Below are 18091 nucleotides of genomic sequence, written 5' to 3'. Positions count from 1 at the left end.
GCTTTCCTCGATCTTCTTCCCTGAAGATCGACCGCGTCGCTTCGGCCGGGATGCCAGCGGCCGCGCGAGATGGATTCGCCAGTGATCGCCCGGCCTTATTTGGCGCTAACTTCTGAACAGTCGTGAATATTGGGTCTCGTGCAGGGCGCTGGCCAGCGCCAGGCCCGGCAGCACCGGCCCGAGGGCGTCGTCCTCGAGCGTCAGGGCCTCGTCCACCGCCGCCACCAGCGCCGGGCGCAGCCGCTCCACCAGCCGCTGGGCCGCGGTATGGCCAAGCGGCAGGGCCTTGCAGGCCACCGCCAGCTGGTTTTCCAGCCAGGCCCAGGCGAAGCCCAGCATCGCCTGACGCACCGGCACGCCGCGCACGTGGGCCGCCCAGGCGAAGACGGTCACGTAGCCGGGCTCGCCGGGCAGCGCCGGGGCCTCGCCGGTGGTACTGGTGGCGCCACCGGGCAGCAGCGCAAGGCTTCCCAGCAGGCGCACCAGGGCGGCGCCCAGACGGCGATCCTCGGCGGCGAGCTCGGCGGTCTCTCGGGTAGCGGCGAGCCAGGCGTCCCACTCGGCGACGGCCTCGCTGTCCGCGGCCTGCCAGGCCCGGGCCAGGCGCACCAGCGCCGGCAGCTCACAGCGGGTCAGGCCGTCCTCGAGCACGCCCTCGAGCCAGTCGCCGAGGCTCGCCTCGTCGGTCACCCAGCCCAGCTCGAAGGCGCTCTCGAGCCCCTGGGAGAAGGCGAAGGCGCCGATGGGCAGCGCGGGACTGACCAGCTGCAGCAGCCCCAGCAGCGCGAGATCGTCCCGGCCCGCCGTCGTCGGCTCCTCAGTGGGCAGGGTCATGGGCATTGTCATGGGCATGGCCGTGATGATGATGTTCATGGCCCTCGCCATCCGCGGACTCGCCATGGATGTGGGACGCCGTGTGGGAATAGGCCCCCGGCTCGGGATCGAAGGGGGCGTCGTGGTGCTCGAGCCGCGCGCCCAGGCGCTCGGCCAGGGCCTCGAGGACGTGATCCGGCGGGAAGCGGACGTAGCCGCCCTCTTCATCCTCGCCCAGCGCCAGCTGCACGTGGCGGTTGCCCAGGTGATAGGCGAGCCGCGCCAGGGGCAGACCCGCCTCGACCCGGGCGGTCACCACCGGCTCCACGGCGGCGCGGATGCGCACCACCTCGCCCCCCTCGGCGCGCAGCCCCTCGCCGTCGCGCAGCACCGGGCCGCGGTCGAGGAACAGGCCCAGGGCGCGCCCGGCATCGCTGTCGGCCTTGAGCCGGCCCAGCACGCGCTGCTCGAAGGGCAGCGTCAGGGTGTCACTCGCCCGGCTCGCCTCGATGGGCCCCAGGCGTTCGATCAATCTCAGCATTGGCATCATCTCTGGAAGGTATTCGCGGCTGTTCCGGCGGCAGGCCCAACGTGTCGGACCATGGCGAGGGCGCTGTGAATACCTCCCTGTAAGCTACTTTTGCCATCCTTGGCAAAAGACCCTCGCGCCGACCTGCCCCCGGCGCCGCTTGAGTGTTGGTCATCAGCTACGGCTCAGAACAAGTGATAGCGCTGGGCGAGCGGCAGCTCGGTGGCGGGCTCGCAGGTCAGGAGCTCGCCGTCGCAGCGCACCTCGTAGGTCTGCGGGTCGACGCTGAGCTCGGGGCAGGCGTCGTTGAGCTTCATGTCGGCCTTGCGCACGCCGCGCACGTCCCGGCAGGCGCTGAGCGGGCTCTTCAGGCCGAGCCGCTCCTGGATGCCTGCGTCCAGCGAGGCCTGGCTGACGAACGTCAGGCGGGTCTGGCTCACCGCGCCACCGAAGGCGCCGAACATCGGTCGGTAGTGCACCGGCTGGGGGGTGGGAATCGAGGCGTTGGGATCTCCCATGGGCGCCATGGCGATCATGCCGCCCTTGAGGATCAGCGCCGGCTTGACGCCGAAGAAGGCCGGGTCCCAGAGCACCAGGTCGGCGAGCTTGCCGACCTCCACCGAGCCCACCTCGTGACCGATGCCGTGGGTGATGGCCGGGTTGATGGTGGTCTTCGCGATATAGCGCTTGGCGCGGAAGTTATCGGCGCCCCGCGCCTCGTCCTCGGGAAGCAGGCCACGCTGCACCTTCATCTTGTGGGCGGTCTGCCAGGTGCGGCAGATCACCTCGCCGACCCGGCCCATGGCCTGGGAGTCGGAGGCGATCATCGAGATCACGCCCAGGTCGTGCAGGATGTCCTCGGCCGCGATGGTCTCGCGGCGGATGCGTGAGTCGGCGAAGGCCACGTCCTCGGGGATGTTGGGGTCGAGGTGGTGGCACACCATCAACATGTCGAGGTGCTCGTCGATGGTGTTAACGGTATAAGGCCGGGTCGGGTTGGTCGACGACGGCAGAACATACGCCTTGGCACAGGCGGTGAGGATGTCCGGCGCATGGCCGCCGCCGGCCCCCTCGGTGTGATAGGTGTGGATGCCGCGCTCCTTGAAGGCGGCTAGGGTGTCCTCGACGAAGCCCGACTCGTTGAGGGTGTCGGTATGGATCGCCACCTGGACGTCGTAGCGCTCGGCCACGGCGAGGCAGGCATCGATGGAGGCCGGGGTGGTCCCCCAGTCCTCATGCAGCTTGAGGCCCATGGCACCGGCCTCGAGCTGGGCCTCAAGCGCCTCGGGCAGGCTGGCGTTGCCCTTGCCCAGCAGGCCGATGTTCATCGGCAGGGTGTCGATCGCCTGGAGCATCCTGGCGATGTGCCAGGCACCCGGCGTGCAGGTGGTGGCGTTGGAGCCGGTGGCAGGGCCGGTGCCGCCGCCGAGCATGGTGGTCACGCCGCTGGCCAGCGCCTCCTCCACCTGCTGGGGGCAGATGAAGTGGATATGGGCGTCGATATGACCGGCGGTGAGGATCTTGCCCTCGCCGGCGATCACCTCGGTGCCCGGGCCGATCACGATCTCGACCCCCGGCTGGGTATCGGGGTTGCCGGCCTTGCCGATGGCCGCGATGCGACCGGCCTGGAGCCCCACATCCGCCTTGACGATGCCCCACCAGTCGAGGATCAGGGCATTGGTGATCACGGTGTCCATCACCGCGTCATCGGCGCGCTGGCTCTGGCCCATGCCATCGCGGATCACCTTGCCGCCGCCGAACTTGACCTCCTCACCGTAGGAGGTCGCGTCGCGCTCGACCTCGATCCACAGCTCGGTGTCACCGAGGCGCACCCGGTCACCCACCGTGGGGCCGTACATGTCGGCATAGGCCTGACGGCCGATCTTGTTGGGAGAGGTCATGACAGTTCTCCCTGATCCGGTGCATCGAGGCTGCCCATGACCTCGCCCCGGAAACCGACGATACGCCGCTCCCCGACGAAGGGAATCAGCGTCACCTCTCGCGACTGGCCGGGCTCGAAGCGGATCGCCGTGCCGGCCGCCACGTCGAGCCGCAGGCCCCGGGTGCGCTCGCGATCGAAGACAAGGGCCGGATTGGCCTCGGCGAAGTGATAGTGAGAGCCGACCTGGATCGGCCGGTCGCCGGTATTGGCGACCTCGACGGTGACCCGCTCGCGCCCCGGGCAGAGCTCGATCTCGCCGTCCTGCAGCTGGTACTCACCGGGAATCATCCGCACTCCCTCCTGTAATATCGAAAACGGCACGGGCGCAGCCCGTCTTCAGACGATGGGCGTATGCACGGTGACCAGCTTGGTCCCGTCCGGGAAGGTGGCCTCGACCTGTACCTCGTCGACCATCTCCGCGACGCCCTCCATGACGTCGTCGCGGGTCAGGATCTCGCGGCCATGGCTCATCAGCTCCGCGACGCTGCGCCCGTCCCGGGCGCCCTCGAGGATCTCGCAGCTGATCAGCGCGATCGCCTCGGGATAGTTGAGCTTGAGGCCGCGGGCACGCCGCCGTTCGGCCAGCAGGCCGGCGGTGAAGAGCAGCAGCTTGTCCTTGTCTCTGGGGGTCAGTTCCACGGGGCATCTCCATCGTATGGGGCGATCAGGTCAACCAGATTCGGGGGGTATGGGCCGGCAGGCCGAGCAGCCGGGGACGCAGGATCGCCCAGGCCTGGCCACACAGCTCCCAGGCCGCGTTGCGCTCCGCGCCCAGGTAGCGCAGCAGCAGCACGCCGTGGCGCACCGTCACCGCCCAGAACGGGGCGCTCGGCAGGGCCTCGCGCAGCGCCTCCACGGCGCCCGCCTCGTCCTCGAGTCCCACCGCCCAGAGCGTCGCCTGCACGCTGGCCCCGCCCTGCCCCCACCGACCGACGAAGCGCGGGTGGCGGGGATCCAGGGGTTGGCGCTCGATCCACAGCGGGCGACCGTTGCGGGTGAGGCGGAAGCGCTGCTCGATGACGCCGCTCTGGAAGGGAAGCCGACTCGCCGGGCGCCCCAGGGCCATCACCTCCCACCCGAGACAGCGCGACGTCTCGCCCAGCGCGATGGTGGTGCCCTGCTCGCCCCGGGAGCCGTCGAAGGCCAGGGTCTCCTGGGGCAGCCACTCGAGCACGCCCCGCTCGGCGACCTCCAGCCGGGTATGCTGCCGCCACGCGACGCCGTGGCTGTCGGAGCGATAGAGCTTGTTGGCGGCGGGGGTCGTCAGCAGCGCGTGGGCGCCCGAGGCGACCCGGGCGGTAATGGACAGGGCATCGCCGCTGACCAGGCCCCCGGGCGGGTGCAGCAGGTAGGCGTGGCAGGCACCGTGTCGACCCTCGGGGTGGAAGGGGCGCTGCACCCTCAACGGCCCGACATGGCGACAGCGCGTCAGGCGAGTTACGCCATCCCGAGGCGCGAAGGCCAGGTCCAGCGAGGCCGCCCAGTGTCGACCGGCATCGAAGCGATGCCCGGAGGTCGGTGCCGACGAAGCCGGCGTGAGTGTCGGTATGGCCGTCATGGCGATGCGCCCTGTCGAGAAAGTGGCGATTTCCTTGTCTCTCGCAAAGGCTGTACCAGAACGGCAAGACACGCGGTTAGTTCATTTATTTCAATCAGTTAAATTGTATACGCGAGAGCAGTGGGCCATCGGCGGCGCACCAGAAAGGGGCAGCCAGACGCGGGGCTGCACCAGAAGCGGCATTGGGCCGAGGGCGGCCGCGCCCTCCTGGTGCAGGATCTGGTGCAGGTCTGGTGCAGGGCCAGGACTAGACCGTCAGATGCTCCCGGATCAGCGCCTCGGAGAGGTCGCCGATCTCGCCGTGGGCCACGGGCCGGCCGCGATCCATGATCGCGAAGCGGTCGGCGTACTTGTGGGCGAAGGGCAGCTTCTGCTCCACCAGCAGCACCGTCAGGCCGTCCTCGCGGATCAGCCGGCGGATCACCTCGCCGATCTGGGTGACGATATTGGGCTGGATGCCCTCCCCCGGCTCGTCGAGGATCAACAGCCGTGGCTCCAGCACCAGCGCCCGGCCGATGGCCAGCTGCTGCTGCTGGCCGCCGGAGAGATCCCCCCCGCGGCGGTGCTTCATCTCCTCGAGCACCGGGAAGAGCTCATAGACGCGCCCGGGTATGCGCCTCGCCCCGTCGCCGCGCGCCGCGAGACCGGTGCGCAGGTTCTCCTCGACGGTAAGCAGCGGGAAGATCTGGCGCCCCTGGGGCACGTAGCCGATGCCCAGCCGCGAGCGGTCCTCGACCCGGCGCCGAGTCAGCTCGACGTCGTCGGCGAAGCGGATGCGGCCCGAGGCCACCGCCACCTCGCCCATGATCGCCTTCATCAGGGTGGTCTTGCCCACTCCGTTGCGGCCCATCACGCAGGTGCACTGCCCGGCGGGCACCTCGAGGTCCAGGTCCCAGAGGGTGTGGCTCTCGCCGTAGTACTGGTCAAGCGATGCGATCGTGAGCATCAGGCGGCCTCCTCGTCGGGGTCGGCGCCAAGGTAGACCTCGACGACCCGGGGGTCGCTGGCGACCTGGTCCATGCTGCCCTCCGCCAGCACGCTGCCCTGGTGCAGCACCGTGACCGTGCGGGCGATGGAGCGCACGAAGCCCATGTCGTGCTCGACCACCACCACGGACTGCCTGCCCCGGCCGGCGAGCCCGGTGAGCAGCTCGGCGGTGCGCTCCATCTCCTGCTCGGTCATGCCGGCGACCGGCTCGTCGACCAGCAGCAGCCGGGGACGCTGCATCAGCAGCATGCCGATCTCCAGCCACTGCTTCTGGCCGTGGGAGAGGATGCCGGCCGGGCGTTGGCGACACTCGACGAGCCCGACGGTGGCGAGCACCTCCTCGATGCGATCGCGGATCTCGCCGGTCAGGCGCGCGGTGAGCGTGGGCAGGATGCGCTTGTCGGCGGCCATGGCGAGCTCCAGGTTCTCGAACACCGTCAGGGCCTCGAACACCGTGGGCTTCTGGAACTTGCGCCCGATGCCGAGGCTCGCGATCTCGGGCTCGCTCTTGGCCAGCAGGTCGTGGCGGCTGCCGAACCAGACCGAGCCGCTGTCGGGGCGGGTCTTGCCGGTGATGATGTCCATCATGGTGGTCTTGCCGGCGCCGTTGGGGCCGATGATGCAGCGCAGCTCGCCGTCGTCGATGGTCAGGTCGAGGGCGTCGATCGCCTTGAAGCCGTCGAAGCTGACGGTCACGCCCTCCAGGTAGAGGATCGGGCCGTGGCGCACGTCCACCGGCGAGGCGGCCGGCACCAGGAAGTCGAAGACGTGGTCGCGATCGGCCAGCGAGGTGAAAAGAGTCATGCCGAGGCCTCCCTGGGCGGGGCGGGTTCGGGGAATGGCGGGGGTGTCGACGCGCGGCGGCGATAGGCCAGCAGCCCGGCGATGCCCTTGGGCAGCAGCACCGTGACCAGCACGAACAGACCGCCCAGGGCGAAAAGCCAGGCATCCGGCATCACCCCGGTGAACACCGTCTTGGCGTAGTTGACCAGCAGCGCCCCGATCACCGCGCCGTAGAGGGTGCCTCGCCCGCCCAGCGCCACCCAGAGCACGATCTCGATGGAGAAGATCGGCGAGAACTCGCCGGGATTGATGATGCCCACCTGGGGCACGTAGAGGGCCCCCGCGACCCCGGCCAGCATCGCCGAGACGACGAAGACGAAGAGCTGGAAGCGCTCCACCCGGTAGCCGAGAAAGCGCGTGCGCGCCTCGGCGTCGCGGGTCGCCACGCAGACCCGGCCGAGCTTGCTGGCGACGATCGCCCGACACAGCACATAGCCCGCGGCGAGCGCCAGGCCGGTGGCCAGGAAGAGCCCCAGGCGGGTGGCGTCGCTTCTCAGGTCGAAGCCCAGCAGCTCCTTGAAGTCGGTCAGGCCGTTGTTGCCGCCGAAGCCCATCTCGTTGCGGAAGAAGGCGAGCATCAGGGCGAAGGTCAGGGCCTGGGTGATGATCGAGAGATAGACCCCGGTGACCCGCGAGCGAAAGGCCAGGAAGCCGAACACCAGCGCCAGCAGTCCCGGCGCCAGCAGCACCATCAAGAAGGCGAAGCCGGCCATGTCGAAGCCCAGCCAGTACCAGGGCAGCGCCTCCCAGTCGAGGAAGACCATGAAGTCCGGTAATACCGGATCGCCATAGACGCCGCGATCGCCGATCTGGCGCATCAGGTACATGCCCATGGCGTAGCCGCCCAGGGCGAAGAAGGCACCGTGGCCGAGGCTCAGGATGCCCAGATACCCCCATACCAGGTCCACGGCCACCGCCAGCAGCGCATAGCTCAGGTACTTGCCGAGCAGCGTTATGGTGTAGGTGGAGACGTGAAGCGGATGCCCCGCCGGCAGGGCCAGGTGGAGCAGCGTCACGACGGCCAGGGCGGCGAACAGGAGGCCCAGGAAGCGCCGGGTCGCGCGTTCTCGGAACGGCCGGCCGAGCCACGAACTGGAAGCATGCATGGATCAGCCCTCCGCCGCCCGGCCCTTCTGCGGAAAGAGTCCGCGGGGGCGCTTCTGGATGAACAGGATGATGAAGACGAGCACCAGGATCTTGGCCAGCACGGCGCCGGCCCAGGGCTCGAGCACCTGGTTGATGACGCCCAGCGACAGCCCGGCCACCAGGGTGCCCCACAGGTTCCCCACGCCGCCGAACACCACCACCATGAACGAATCGATGATGTAGTTCTGGCCGAGGTTGGGGCCCACGTTGGTCAGCTGCGAGAGCGCCACGCCGGCGAGGCCGGCCACGCCGGAGCCCAGGGCGAAGGTCAGGATGTCGACCCGGGTCGCGCGGATGCCCATCGAGCGCGCCATGGCACGGTTCTGGGTCACGGCACGCACCTCCAGGCCCAGCCGGGTGCGCCGCATCACCAGCATCAGGCCGGCGAACACCAGCAGCGCGAAGCCCAGCACGTAGAGGCGATTGAGGGTCAGCGACAGGCCCTCGTTGATCATCAGCGAGCCGCTCATCCACTCCGGCGAGACCACCGTGCGGTTGAGCGGCGAGATCAGGGTGCGCACCAGCTGCTGGAGGATCAGGCTGACGCCGAAGGTGGCCAGCAGGGTCTCCAGCGGGCGGCCCTTGAGGAACTGGATGACGCTGCGCTCGATGACGATCCCGGCCAGCGCCGCGACCAGGAAGCCCACGGGAATCGACAGCAGCAGCGCCAGCCCCGGCTGGCCCGGCAGCAGCTGCTGCATGCCCCAGGTGGTGTAGGCGCCGAGCATGATCAGCTCGCCGTGAGCCATGTTGATCACGCCCATCACGCCGAAGGTGATGGCCAGGCCGATCGCCGCCAGCACCAGCACCGAGCCGAGCGACAGGCCGAAGTAGAGGGTCTCCAGGCCGCGGTTGAGCCTGAGATTCTGCTCGATGTCGGCGAGCGCCCCGCTGGCGGCCTCGGCCAGCGCCGGATCGTCGCTGCGTGCCGCCACGTTCAGGGCCGCCCGGGCCTCGGGGTTGAGGCTGCCGGCCAGGGCCTCGATGGCCGCGGCCTCGCCCTGCTCGAGCCGGTGAATCGCCAGCCCCTGGGCCAGCAGGCGGCGGACCTCGGCGTCGCCTTCGTCCTCGAGCGCGCCCTCGAGGGGCACGACCATGGCGGCGTCGACCCGCCCCAGCAGGTCCCGGGCCGCCTCGCGACGAGCCCCGGCATCCTCCACCCGCAGGTCGAGCACCGCCAGGGTGCCCTGCAGCCGGCCGCGCAGGGCGTTGTTGATGCCGATGCGGTCGAGCTCGCGGCGCGACATCTCGCCGGCGGGTTCGAGGCTCAGGGCGTCCGCGACCGGCCAGTGCCGGCCGCGGTTCTCGAGCACCACGACGAAGCGCCCGGTGTCCTTGTGGCGCTGCAGCTTGCCGTCCATCAGCGCCTCGAGCCAACGCCGGGTGCGCGGGTCGCCGCTGGCGGCGAGGGCCTCGATGGCCTCGCCCTTGTCGGCATAGGCCCGGGTATCGAGGGCCTCGAGCAGCGCCCGGCCGTCATCGCCGGGTGCAGCCATGGCCGCCGGCGCGGCGAGCGCGACGGCGACCAGGCAGAGCAGACCTCGCACGAGGGAGCGGATCTTCCTCATGACCATGTCCTGTCGGTAAGGGGAAAGAGCCCGGGCCGCGGACGCGGCCCGGGGAGCGGCTTACTCGGCCGAGGCCACCTCGGCCTCACCTCCGCCGCAACTCCCCGCCACGACGTTGTAGTTGCCGCAGGACATCGGGACGCGCCAGTCGCTGATCAGGTCCTTGGAGCCTTCCAGGTAGTCCGACCAGGCGTCCCCGGCCACGGTGGAGGGAGTCTCCCAGACGATGGAGAACTGGCCGTTGTCCTGGATCTCGCCGATCAGTACCGGCTTGGTGATGTGGTGGTTGGGCATCATCGCCGCATAGCCGCCGGTGAGGTTGGGCACGCTGACGCCGATGATGGCCTCCTTGACCGCATCGACCTCGGTGGTGCCGGCCTTGCGCACCGCCTCGGCCCACATGTTGAAGCCGATGTAGTGCGCCTCCATGGGATCGTTGGTCACCGCCATCTCGTCGCCGGTGTAGTCGATCCAGGCGTCGATGAAGTCGTAGTTGGCGTCGGTGTCGACGCTCATGAAGTAGTTCCAGGCGGCCAGGTGGCCGACCAGCGGCGCGGTGTCGATGCCGGTGAGTTCCTGCTCGCCCACCGAGAAGGCCACCACCGGGATGTCGGCGGCATCGATGCCCTGATTGCCCAGTTCCCGATAGAAGGGCACGTTGGCGTCGCCATTGATGGTCGAGACCACCGCGGTCTTCTTGCCCTCGCTGCCGAACGCCTTGATCTCGGAGACGATGTTCTGCCAGTCGGAGTGACCGAAGGGGGTGTAGTTGACCATGATGTCCGCCTCCCCCACGCCGTGCCCCTCGAGGTAGGCCTCGAGGATCTTGTTGGTGGTCCGCGGGTAGACGTAGTCGGTGCCGGCCAGCACCCAGCGCTCGACCCCCACCTCGTTCATCAGGTAGTCCACGGCGGGGATCGCCTGCTGGTTGGGCGCCGCCCCGGTGTAGAAGACGTTCTCGGAGGACTCCTCCCCCTCGTACTGCACCGGGTAGAAGAGCAGGCCGTTGAGCTCCTCGACCACCGGCAGCACCGACTTGCGCGACACCGAGGTCCAGTTGCCGAAGATCACGTCGACCTCCTGCTGGGCGAGCAGCTCGCGGGCCTTCTCGGCGAACAGGGGCCAGTCGGAGGCCGGGTCCACCACCACGGCCTCCAGCTCGCGCCCCAGCAGGCCGCCGTCGGCGTTCTGCTGCGCGATGAGCATCTCGACGGTGTCCTTGAGCACCGTCTCGCTGATGGCCATGGTGCCGGAGAGCGAGTGCAGGATGCCGACCTTGATCGGCTCCTCCTGGGCCAGGGCGGGGACGGCCACCCCCAGGCTCAGGAGGGACGCGGCCAGCCAGCGGGGCGAACGGGAAGCGGATGACGGGATCATGGGAACTCCTTGCGGGCGATGTTGTTGTCGGTCTGTCCAGCGCAGGAGGACATCGCGTACGACGCCTCTGGCCTGTCATCGCAAGGGGTGTGCCAGTTCGCCGGAGCATCGGTTTTCGCTCGAGAAATCAGACGCTTGGAAAAAGTTCAGCGAGACGTGACGGGCATCGCCGCAGGGCCTCGCGGGGCATGCGCCCGCCGCGGCGCCCCACCGTCGTCCGTCCCCATGGTGCAACGCACCATCGCAGCGCATGCCGGCCACGCACGACACGGGGGGCGCCGGCCAGGCCGGCGCCCCCCGTGGGACGTGCAGGTGCGACAGGGGTGTCCGTGGCTCAGTCGCCTTCCGGACCGCCCGTGCCGGTGGTCACCTTCATGCGCCGGCGCAGCAGGGGCCCGACGATGTAGGGAAGGATCAGCCCCAGGCCGGCGAACACCCACAGGCCGATGGCCAGGCCGCTGTCCCAGAGGATGGTCCAGTCGCCATCGGAGATGTCCATGGCATGGCGCAGGTTCTTCTCCATCTCCGGCCCCAGCAGCAGGCCGAGGATGACCGGCACCAGCGGGATCTCCAGCTTGCGCAGCACATAGCCCGCCACCCCGAAGGCCACCATGAAGTAGAGATCGAAGGTGGTGTTGCTGATCGAGTAGATCCCGACGAAGGCGATCATGGTGACGACCGGCAGCAGGTACATCGGCGGCACCGAGAGCAGCCGGACGAAGATGCCGACCAGCGGGATATTGAGCACCAGCAGCAGGAAGTTGCCGATCAGCAGCGCCGCGATCACCCCCCAGACGATGTCCGCATTCTGGGTGAACATCAGCGGTCCCGGCGTGATGTTCAGCGAGATCAACAGCGCCAGCAGCACGGCGGTGGTGCCGCTGCCCGGCACGCCGAGCGTCAGCATCGGCACCAGCGCGCCTGAGGAGGCGCCGTTGTTGCCCGCCTCGGGGCCGGCCACGCCACGCGGGTCGCCCTGGCCGAAGTGGCCCTTGGCGCCCACCACCTTCTTCTCGAGGGTGTAGCCGATGAAGCTGCCGAGCGACGCCCCTGCCCCCGGCAGGACGCCGGCGATGAAGCCCAGCACCCCGCCACGCAGGCTCGAGGGCAGGATGTTGCGGATGTCGGCCCAGGAGAGTTTGAGCTTGTTGACGACCATCTTCTGCTTGCAGCCGCCGGCGCGCTCCTCGATGAAGAACAGCAGCTCCGAGATGGCGAACAGCCCGACGATGGCGATGATGAAGTCGACCCCTTCGTAGAGCTCCAGCGTGCCGAAGGTGAAACGCTGAACGCCGGTGTTGTCGATGCCCACGGTGGCGATCATCAGGCCGATGGCCGCGGCCACCACCGTCTTCATCGGATTCTTGCCGGTGATGCCACCGAGGGTGGCGAAGGCCAGCAGGAAGAGCGCGAAATACTCCGCGGGGCCGAAGGTCAGGGCGAAGTCGGCCAGGATCGGCGCCAGCAGGATCAGGCCGATGGTGGCCACCAGGCTGCCGATGAACGAGGCCACCGCCGAGATCGCCAGCGCCTCGGCCGCCTTGCCCTGCTGGGCCATGGGATAGCCGTCCAGGCAGGTCATCATGGCCGGCTCGTCGCCGGGGATATTGAGCAGGATCGACGAGATGCGCCCGCCATACATGGCGCCGGCGTAGACCGCGGTGAGCATGATCAGCGCGGTCTCCGGGGCGAGCCCCAGGGTGAAGGCCAGCGGGATCAGGATCGCCACCCCGTTGGCCGGCCCGAGCCCCGGCAGCGCGCCGATCAGGGTGCCCAGGAAGGCGCCCATCAGGGCGAACATCAGGTTGTGGGGCGCCAGGGCGACGCCGAAGCCGTCAATCAGATAGCCGAGGGTCTCCATCAGCTCACCTCCAGAAACGAGAGCAGGCCCAGCGGCAGCGCGAGGTCCAGGGCGAAGTTGAACACCAGGTAGACCACCAGGCCGGAGATCGCCCCGACGAGGTAGGCGCGCGGCGCCCGGGACCCCATGCGCCAGCACAGGGTGCCGACGGCCAGCGTCGTGCTGACGATGAAGCCGAGCGGCTGCAGCAGCATGGCGTAGAGCACCAGCACCACCACCGCGATGATCAGTTCGACGCCGGTGCGGCTCCAGGGCCAGGCGTTATCCGGATCGGGACGCACGATCAGGTAGAGGCTCGAGAGCGCCAGCACCACGGAGAGCAGCAGCGGGAAGGTCTCGGGGCCGACGGCCTCGCTGCCGCCGAAGGGTTCGGGGAGTTGCGTGGCGCCCCAGCCGTACGCGACGGCCAGGACGATCATCAGCACTCCGAAGATGCGGTCATTGAACGTCATTACTGAATCAGCCCGATGTCCTGGGAGAGCTTCTCGATGTCATCGATCTGGTCTGTGACGAAGGTCTCGAACTCGCCGGCGCTCATGTGGAAGGGCATCAGGCCGTTGTTGGTCATGACGTCCTTCCACTCCTGGCTTTCGTAGATGGTGTCCATGGCGTCCACCCAGTACTGCTTGGCGTCCTCGGAGATGTCGGCGGGCATGTAGAAGCCGCGCCAGTTGGGGCCGAGGGCGTCGATGCCCTGCTCACGGGCGGTGGGAATGTCACCGAACTCGCCGGGCAGGCGCTCTTCAGAGAGCACGGCCAGCACGCGCAGGTCACCGGACTCCATGAAGCCCTGGGCCTCGGAGATGTCGCCGGTGAAGGCGTCGACATGGCCGCCGACCACCTGGGTCATGGCCTCGCCGCCGTTGTTGTAGGAGAGGTAGGCGATGCGCGGCAGGTTCTCGACGCCCGCCGCCTGGGCGGCGATCAGCACCTTGAGGTGGTCCCAGCCCCCCTTGGCGCTGCCACCGGCGAACTTGACGCTGCGCGGATCCTCGGAGAGGGCTTCCATGAGCGCGGGCAGGTCGTCGTACTCGGAGTCGTCGGCCACGGCGATCACGCCGTAATCCGCCCCCAGCGCGCCGATCCAGTTGACCATGTCGGCGCTCATGCCGGGGAACTGGCCCTGGGCCAGGCGAGTGGTGGTCGCCGTGGAGGCCGCCACCAGCAGCTGATCGTCGCCGCCTCGCTTGCTGACGGTGTGGGCGTAGGCGACGCCGCCGCCGGCGCCGGCCATGTTGATGGTCTGGACGTTGCCGGGCACCAGCTCGAGGTCCTGCAGGACCTGACCGACGCTGCGGCAGGTGAAGTCCCAGCCGCCGCCCGGGTCGGCGGGGGCCAGGCACTCCACCTTGCCCTCGGGCTCGAAGGCGAAGGCGGTGACGGCGGTGGTGGCGAGCATGCTGATCGCGACCAGCTGAACGGGGCGCTTGAGGTTCATGGCGGGCGTGCCTCCTGACATCGGGCTTGTAAGGTCGTTATGTGATGGTCGGCTTGCGGAACCTGTCGGCCTTCCTTACAATTCTGTAAGGCAGAACATCGTTCCTCAGGACGGAAAGTTAGGCGCGCCCGCAGGGGGCGTCAACGCCGCGCCGCCCGATTGCGACCAAAGTTCAAGGAGCGCAGTCGTTGCCTCACAGGGGCGTCAGCGACGCTCGAGGCCAGGTGCCTTCAGACGACTCATTCAACCCAGAGAGGCTCGATCCCCCATGGCACAGGACCGCGTCGAGGCGGTGGAGCGCGCGCTGACGGTGCTCGAGGCCTTCGACTCCCCCCAGGAGGTCTTCAGCCTGGCGGAGCTCGCCCAGGCCACCGGCTTCTACAAGAGCACCCTGTTGCGCCTGCTGGGCTCGCTCGCCCGCTTCGATTACGTGCAGCGCAACGCCCACGGCCGCTGGCATCTCGGCCACGCTCCGGTGCGCCTGGCGCGCCGCCACCTGCCCGGCCGGCACCTGGCCAGGCGCATCCAGCCCCTGCTCGCCCGCCTGGCGGCCGAGACCGGCGAGACCGCGGCCCTGCTCGAGGTGGAGGACGGCATGGTGGAGTGTCGGCTGGTCACGCTGCCCGAGAGCGCCCTGCGCCACGACCTGCACCCGGGCGACCGGTGGGCGGTGGAGGATGACGATGACCCGCGACCGCGCCTGCCCGGCGGCACCATGGTCTGCCAGGCGCTGCCCGGCGACGCCCTCGAGCCGTCGCGCTGGCTGGCGCTCTCGGGCCCGGCCGGTCGCCTGGAGGCAGGGCAAGCCAGGGCCGCCCTGGAGGCCGCCGTGGCGGCACTGGCCGCCGGTCCGGGACAGGACGGCCGAGAGGTGGCGCCATGAGCCTGCTGCTGATCGAGGACGATGCCCTGCTCGCCGAGACCCTGGCCGAGACCCTGCGCCTGGGGGGGCACGAGGTCCGTCACCTCGCCGACGGTGGCGAGGCACGCGAGTGTCTGGCGGCGCCCGGTCACGGCGTCGCGCTGGTGCTGCTCGACCTCAATCTGCCGGGCTGCGGCGGCCTCGAGGTGCTCGAGGCCCTGCGTGCCCATGACCGCGCCACGCCGGTCCTGATCCTGACCGCGCGTGGTGCCGTGGAGGACCGGGTACGCGGCCTCGACCTGGGCGCCGACGACTACCTGGCCAAGCCCTTCGCCCTGGACGAACTCGAGGCTCGGGTGCGTGCCCTGCTTCGCCGCCGCAGTCCCGCGGCGGAACTGAGCGTGGGCCCCCTCACCCTCGACACCCGACAGCAGCGTTTCACGCTTCAGGGAACACCGCTCGCCCTGCCGCCCCGGGAACAGCGCCTGCTGGCCTGCCTGATGCGCCATGCCGGCACCCCTGTGGACAAGGCCCGGCTCGCCGAGGAGGCCTTCCAGGGCGATGCCATGGGCGACAACGCCATCGAGGTCTACGTGCACCGCCTGCGCAAGCGCCTGGCCGACGGCGCCGTGGCCCTGCGCACGGTGCGCGGCCTGGGTTACCTGCTGGAGGCCGAGTGAGGCGCGGCGACAGCCTCTCCCGTCGCCTGCTGGCCTGGCTGCTGGTGCCGCTGCTGGTACTGGGCAGCCTGATGCTGCTGCAGGCCTGGTTCGAGGCCCGGCGCACCGCCGACCGCGCCTTCGACCGCCTGCTCGAGGCCGCCTCCCTGGCCATCGCCGAGCAGGTGCAGTGGCAGGATGACCGCCTGTGGCTCGACCTGCCGCCGGCGGCGCTGGAGATGCTGGCCACCGATGCCGAGGAGCGGGTGTTCTACAGCCTGGTCGACCACCGCGGCCGCCTGATCACCGGCAACGCCGAGCTGCCGGGGGACGAGCGCGAGGCGCCATCGGACGACGACACCCTGCGCTATCGCGACATCACCTGGCAGGGCCTCGCGCTGCGCCAAGGCGTCCGGCGCACGCGCCTGGAGGAGTGGCAGCAGCGCGAGCCCTTCGAGGTGCGCGTCGCCCACAGCCGCGAGGGGCGCGACGCCCTGGCCGCCGAGCTGTGGCGGGCCAACCTGGCGATGATCCTGGCCATGGCGGCGCTGGCCATCGTGGCGCTGCTGCTGTCGATCCGCACCGCCCTGGCCCCGCTGACCCGCCTGCGCCGCGCGATCCGCAGCCGCGATCCCCGCACCCTCGCCCCGCTGGACCTGCGCCTGCCCCGCGAGCTCGCCGAGCTGCGCGATACGGTCAACGACCTGCTGGCCCGGATGCGCCGGGTACGCGCCAACCAGGAGCGCTTCATCGGCGACGCCTCCCACCAGCTGCGCACGCCGCTGGCGGGACTCTCGGCCCGCGCCGAGCTCGCCCTGCGTCAGGAGGATCCGGCCCGCTGGCGGGAAGCGCTGGTCGCCATGCAGGCGACCAGCACCCGGACCGCACGACTGGCGATGCAGCTCTTGTCCCTGACCCGCCTGGCCAACCCCGAATACCGCCCCGAGCGCGTGCCCCTGTCGCTCAATGCCCTCGCCCGGGAGGCGGTGCGCGAGCACTGGGCGAGCTGCCATCGGGCGGGGGTCGATCTCGGCATGGCGACCGCCGAGCGCGACGTTGAGGTCCCGGGGATCGACTGGCAGCTTTCCGAGGCGCTCGGCAACCTGATCGATAACGCCTGTCGCTACGGGGCGCGCCACGTCACGGTCCGGGTCGGCGAGGCCCCCCCGAGTCTGGCCGTCGAGGACGATGGCCCGGGCATTCCCGTGGCGCGGCGCCTGTTGATGCTGCGTCCCTTCCATCGCGACCGCGACGATCGGGAAGGCTCGGGACTGGGGCTCGCCATCGTCGACGGTATCGCCCGCGCCCACGATGCACGCCTGGCGCTGACCGAGGGCGCGGGCGGCGTCGGGCTGTGCGTGACGCTGCGCTTTCCCGGAGAGACCCCATGACCCGCCGAGCCTCCACCATGCCTCCCCTCGCCCGCCTGATCGGATGCGGGCTGCTCGCCCTGCTGCTCATCGGGCCGCCGTCGCATGCCGCCCCGAGCCTGCGCTACCCCGCCGCGCCCGAGAGCGACGTCACCCTGCCGCTGGTGATCCACGGCGCCCTGGACCTGCCCCAGGTGCGACCGCTGCTGGACGCCTTCCACCGCGACCACCCCTGGTTCGCGATCCACTACCGCAACCTCTCCACCCTGGCCCTGCACGAGCGCTTCCTCGGCTCACCCGGGGAGGCCGACGTGCTGATCTCCTCGGCCATGCCCTGGCAGTACCGCCTGGCCAACGACGGCCACGCCCAGCCCCTCGAGACCCCGGCGGCCAGGCGCTGGCCGGCCTGGGCCCGCTGGCGCAGCGAGCTCTTCGCCGTCACCTTCGAGCCCATCGTGATGGTGGTGAACGAGGCGGTCATCGCGCGCTTCGGCGAGGTGCGAAGCCACGCCGACCTGCTGACGCTGCTCGAACGCCGGGAGGAGACGCTGCGCGGCCGGGTGGTGACCTACGACCCGACGCTCAGCGGCGCGGGCTACACCTATGCCATCGAGGAGTCGCGGCTCTCGCCCCGCTACTGGGAACTGGTGGCCGCGCTGGGCGCGTCCGAGGCCGCCCTGGCGGGGACCACCGGGGAGATGCTGGAGGGATTGATCGAGGGGCGCTATCTGGTGGGCTATAACCTGCTGGGCAGCTACGCCCGGGAGCGCCTGGCCGACCACCCGCACCTCCGGATCGTGGTGCCCGAGGACTACACCCTGGTCACCCAGCGCCTGGCGCTGATACCCCGTCGGGCTCCCCATCCGGCGGCGGCCCAACGGTTCGTCGACTTCATGCTCGGTGAGCGGGGACAGCAGGTGCTGGCACGGGAGACGCCGCTGGGCGCCCTTCACCCCGCGCTCGAGGGGCCGGGCACGGCGGCCGCGCTGCGTCGGCGACTGGGCGAGGCGCTGCGCCCCATTGCCTTGGGACCGGGGCTGCTGGCGACCCTGGACGACCTCAAGCGTGAGGCACTGTTGTCGCGCTGGCGACGGGAATTCGCCCGACGCGAAAGACGCTGACGGAGAGGGAGGCCTCT

18 protein-coding genes are annotated in these 18091 nt (G+C 69.9%); 4 read left to right on the top strand and 14 right to left on the bottom strand.

The window, feature by feature from the left end:
* Positions 1-105: 105 nt before the first annotated feature.
* The 14 genes from FIU83_RS07085 to FIU83_RS07020 all read right to left on the bottom strand — a co-directional run bounded on the left by FIU83_RS07085 (position 106) and on the right by FIU83_RS07020 (position 14062).
* Positions 106-834 (bottom strand): urease accessory protein UreF, encoded by a 729-nt coding sequence (locus FIU83_RS07085; protein WP_152483402.1) that lies wholly within the window; start codon positions 832-834, stop codon positions 106-108.
* Entirely contained in the window at positions 818-1354 is a 537-nt protein-coding gene (gene ureE, locus FIU83_RS07080; protein WP_152483401.1) for an urease accessory protein UreE, read from the bottom strand. The genes FIU83_RS07085 and ureE overlap by 17 nt, the downstream gene beginning before the upstream one ends.
* Positions 1355-1527: 173 nt before the next feature.
* Positions 1528-3243, bottom strand: a complete 1716-nt coding sequence (gene ureC / locus FIU83_RS07075) for an urease subunit alpha (protein WP_152483400.1) — start codon at positions 3241-3243, stop codon at positions 1528-1530.
* A complete protein-coding gene (locus FIU83_RS07070; RefSeq protein WP_152483399.1) occupies positions 3240-3572 on the bottom strand; it encodes an urease subunit beta in 333 nt (110 codons plus the stop codon). The genes ureC and FIU83_RS07070 overlap by 4 nt, the downstream gene beginning before the upstream one ends.
* Positions 3573-3620: 48 nt before the next feature.
* Positions 3621-3923, bottom strand: a complete 303-nt coding sequence (ureA, locus tag FIU83_RS07065) for an urease subunit gamma (RefSeq protein WP_152483398.1) — start codon at positions 3921-3923, stop codon at positions 3621-3623.
* Positions 3924-3948: 25 nt separating this feature from the next.
* Complete coding sequence (locus FIU83_RS07060) at positions 3949-4842, bottom strand: urease accessory protein UreD (RefSeq protein ID WP_152483397.1); 894 nt, start codon at positions 4840-4842, stop codon at positions 3949-3951.
* A 247-nt stretch (positions 4843-5089) separates the two neighbouring features.
* A complete protein-coding gene (gene urtE / locus FIU83_RS07055; protein WP_152483396.1) occupies positions 5090-5788 on the bottom strand; it encodes an urea ABC transporter ATP-binding subunit UrtE in 699 nt (232 codons plus the stop codon).
* Entirely contained in the window at positions 5788-6633 is an 846-nt protein-coding gene (urtD, locus tag FIU83_RS07050; protein ID WP_152483395.1) for an urea ABC transporter ATP-binding protein UrtD, read from the bottom strand. The genes urtE and urtD overlap by 1 nt, the downstream gene beginning before the upstream one ends.
* A complete protein-coding gene (urtC, locus tag FIU83_RS07045; RefSeq protein WP_152483394.1) occupies positions 6630-7778 on the bottom strand; it encodes an urea ABC transporter permease subunit UrtC in 1149 nt (382 codons plus the stop codon). Before urtC ends, urtD begins: the two co-directional genes overlap by 4 nt.
* A gap of 3 nt (positions 7779-7781) precedes the next feature.
* A complete protein-coding gene (gene urtB, locus FIU83_RS07040) occupies positions 7782-9386 on the bottom strand; it encodes an urea ABC transporter permease subunit UrtB (protein WP_152483393.1) in 1605 nt (534 codons plus the stop codon).
* Positions 9387-9446: 60 nt separating this feature from the next.
* The gene (gene urtA, locus FIU83_RS07035) at positions 9447-10763 is read right to left on the bottom strand and encodes an urea ABC transporter substrate-binding protein (protein ID WP_152483392.1); all 1317 of its coding nucleotides are present in this window, start codon (positions 10761-10763) and stop codon (positions 9447-9449) included.
* A 334-nt stretch (positions 10764-11097) separates the two neighbouring features.
* A complete protein-coding gene (locus tag FIU83_RS07030) occupies positions 11098-12624 on the bottom strand; it encodes a tripartite tricarboxylate transporter permease (protein ID WP_152483391.1) in 1527 nt (508 codons plus the stop codon).
* Entirely contained in the window at positions 12624-13076 is a 453-nt protein-coding gene (locus tag FIU83_RS07025) for a tripartite tricarboxylate transporter TctB family protein (RefSeq protein WP_152483390.1), read from the bottom strand. Before FIU83_RS07025 ends, FIU83_RS07030 begins: the two co-directional genes overlap by 1 nt.
* Positions 13076-14062 carry a tripartite tricarboxylate transporter substrate binding protein gene (locus tag FIU83_RS07020; protein ID WP_152483389.1) on the bottom strand — a complete coding sequence of 329 codons (987 nt, stop codon included), beginning with the start codon at positions 14060-14062 and terminating at the stop codon, positions 13076-13078. Before FIU83_RS07020 ends, FIU83_RS07025 begins: the two co-directional genes overlap by 1 nt.
* 268 nt (positions 14063-14330) lie before the next feature.
* Here FIU83_RS07020 and FIU83_RS07015 point away from each other — a divergent pair, with 268 nt between their 5' ends.
* The 4 genes from FIU83_RS07015 to FIU83_RS07000 are packed head-to-tail and all read left to right on the top strand — an operon-like array spanning position 14331 to position 18074.
* Positions 14331-14945 carry a helix-turn-helix domain-containing protein gene (locus FIU83_RS07015; RefSeq protein ID WP_152483388.1) on the top strand — a complete coding sequence of 205 codons (615 nt, stop codon included), beginning with the start codon at positions 14331-14333 and terminating at the stop codon, positions 14943-14945.
* Positions 14942-15604, top strand: coding sequence for a response regulator transcription factor (locus FIU83_RS07010; RefSeq protein WP_152483387.1), 663 nt, complete (start codon positions 14942-14944; stop codon positions 15602-15604). Before FIU83_RS07015 ends, FIU83_RS07010 begins: the two co-directional genes overlap by 4 nt.
* Entirely contained in the window at positions 15601-16974 is a 1374-nt protein-coding gene (locus tag FIU83_RS07005) for a sensor histidine kinase (protein WP_152483386.1), read from the top strand. The genes FIU83_RS07010 and FIU83_RS07005 overlap by 4 nt, the downstream gene beginning before the upstream one ends.
* Entirely contained in the window at positions 16971-18074 is a 1104-nt protein-coding gene (locus FIU83_RS07000) for an ABC transporter substrate-binding protein (protein WP_253939559.1), read from the top strand. Before FIU83_RS07005 ends, FIU83_RS07000 begins: the two co-directional genes overlap by 4 nt.
* Positions 18075-18091 lie beyond the last annotated feature (17 nt).

Source organism: Halomonas sp. THAF5a, assembly GCF_009363755.1.
GTDB lineage: Bacteria > Pseudomonadota > Gammaproteobacteria > Pseudomonadales > Halomonadaceae > Halomonas.
Note: the sequence above shows the minus strand (reverse complement) of the source record. Positions and strands in the feature narration are given on the sequence as shown.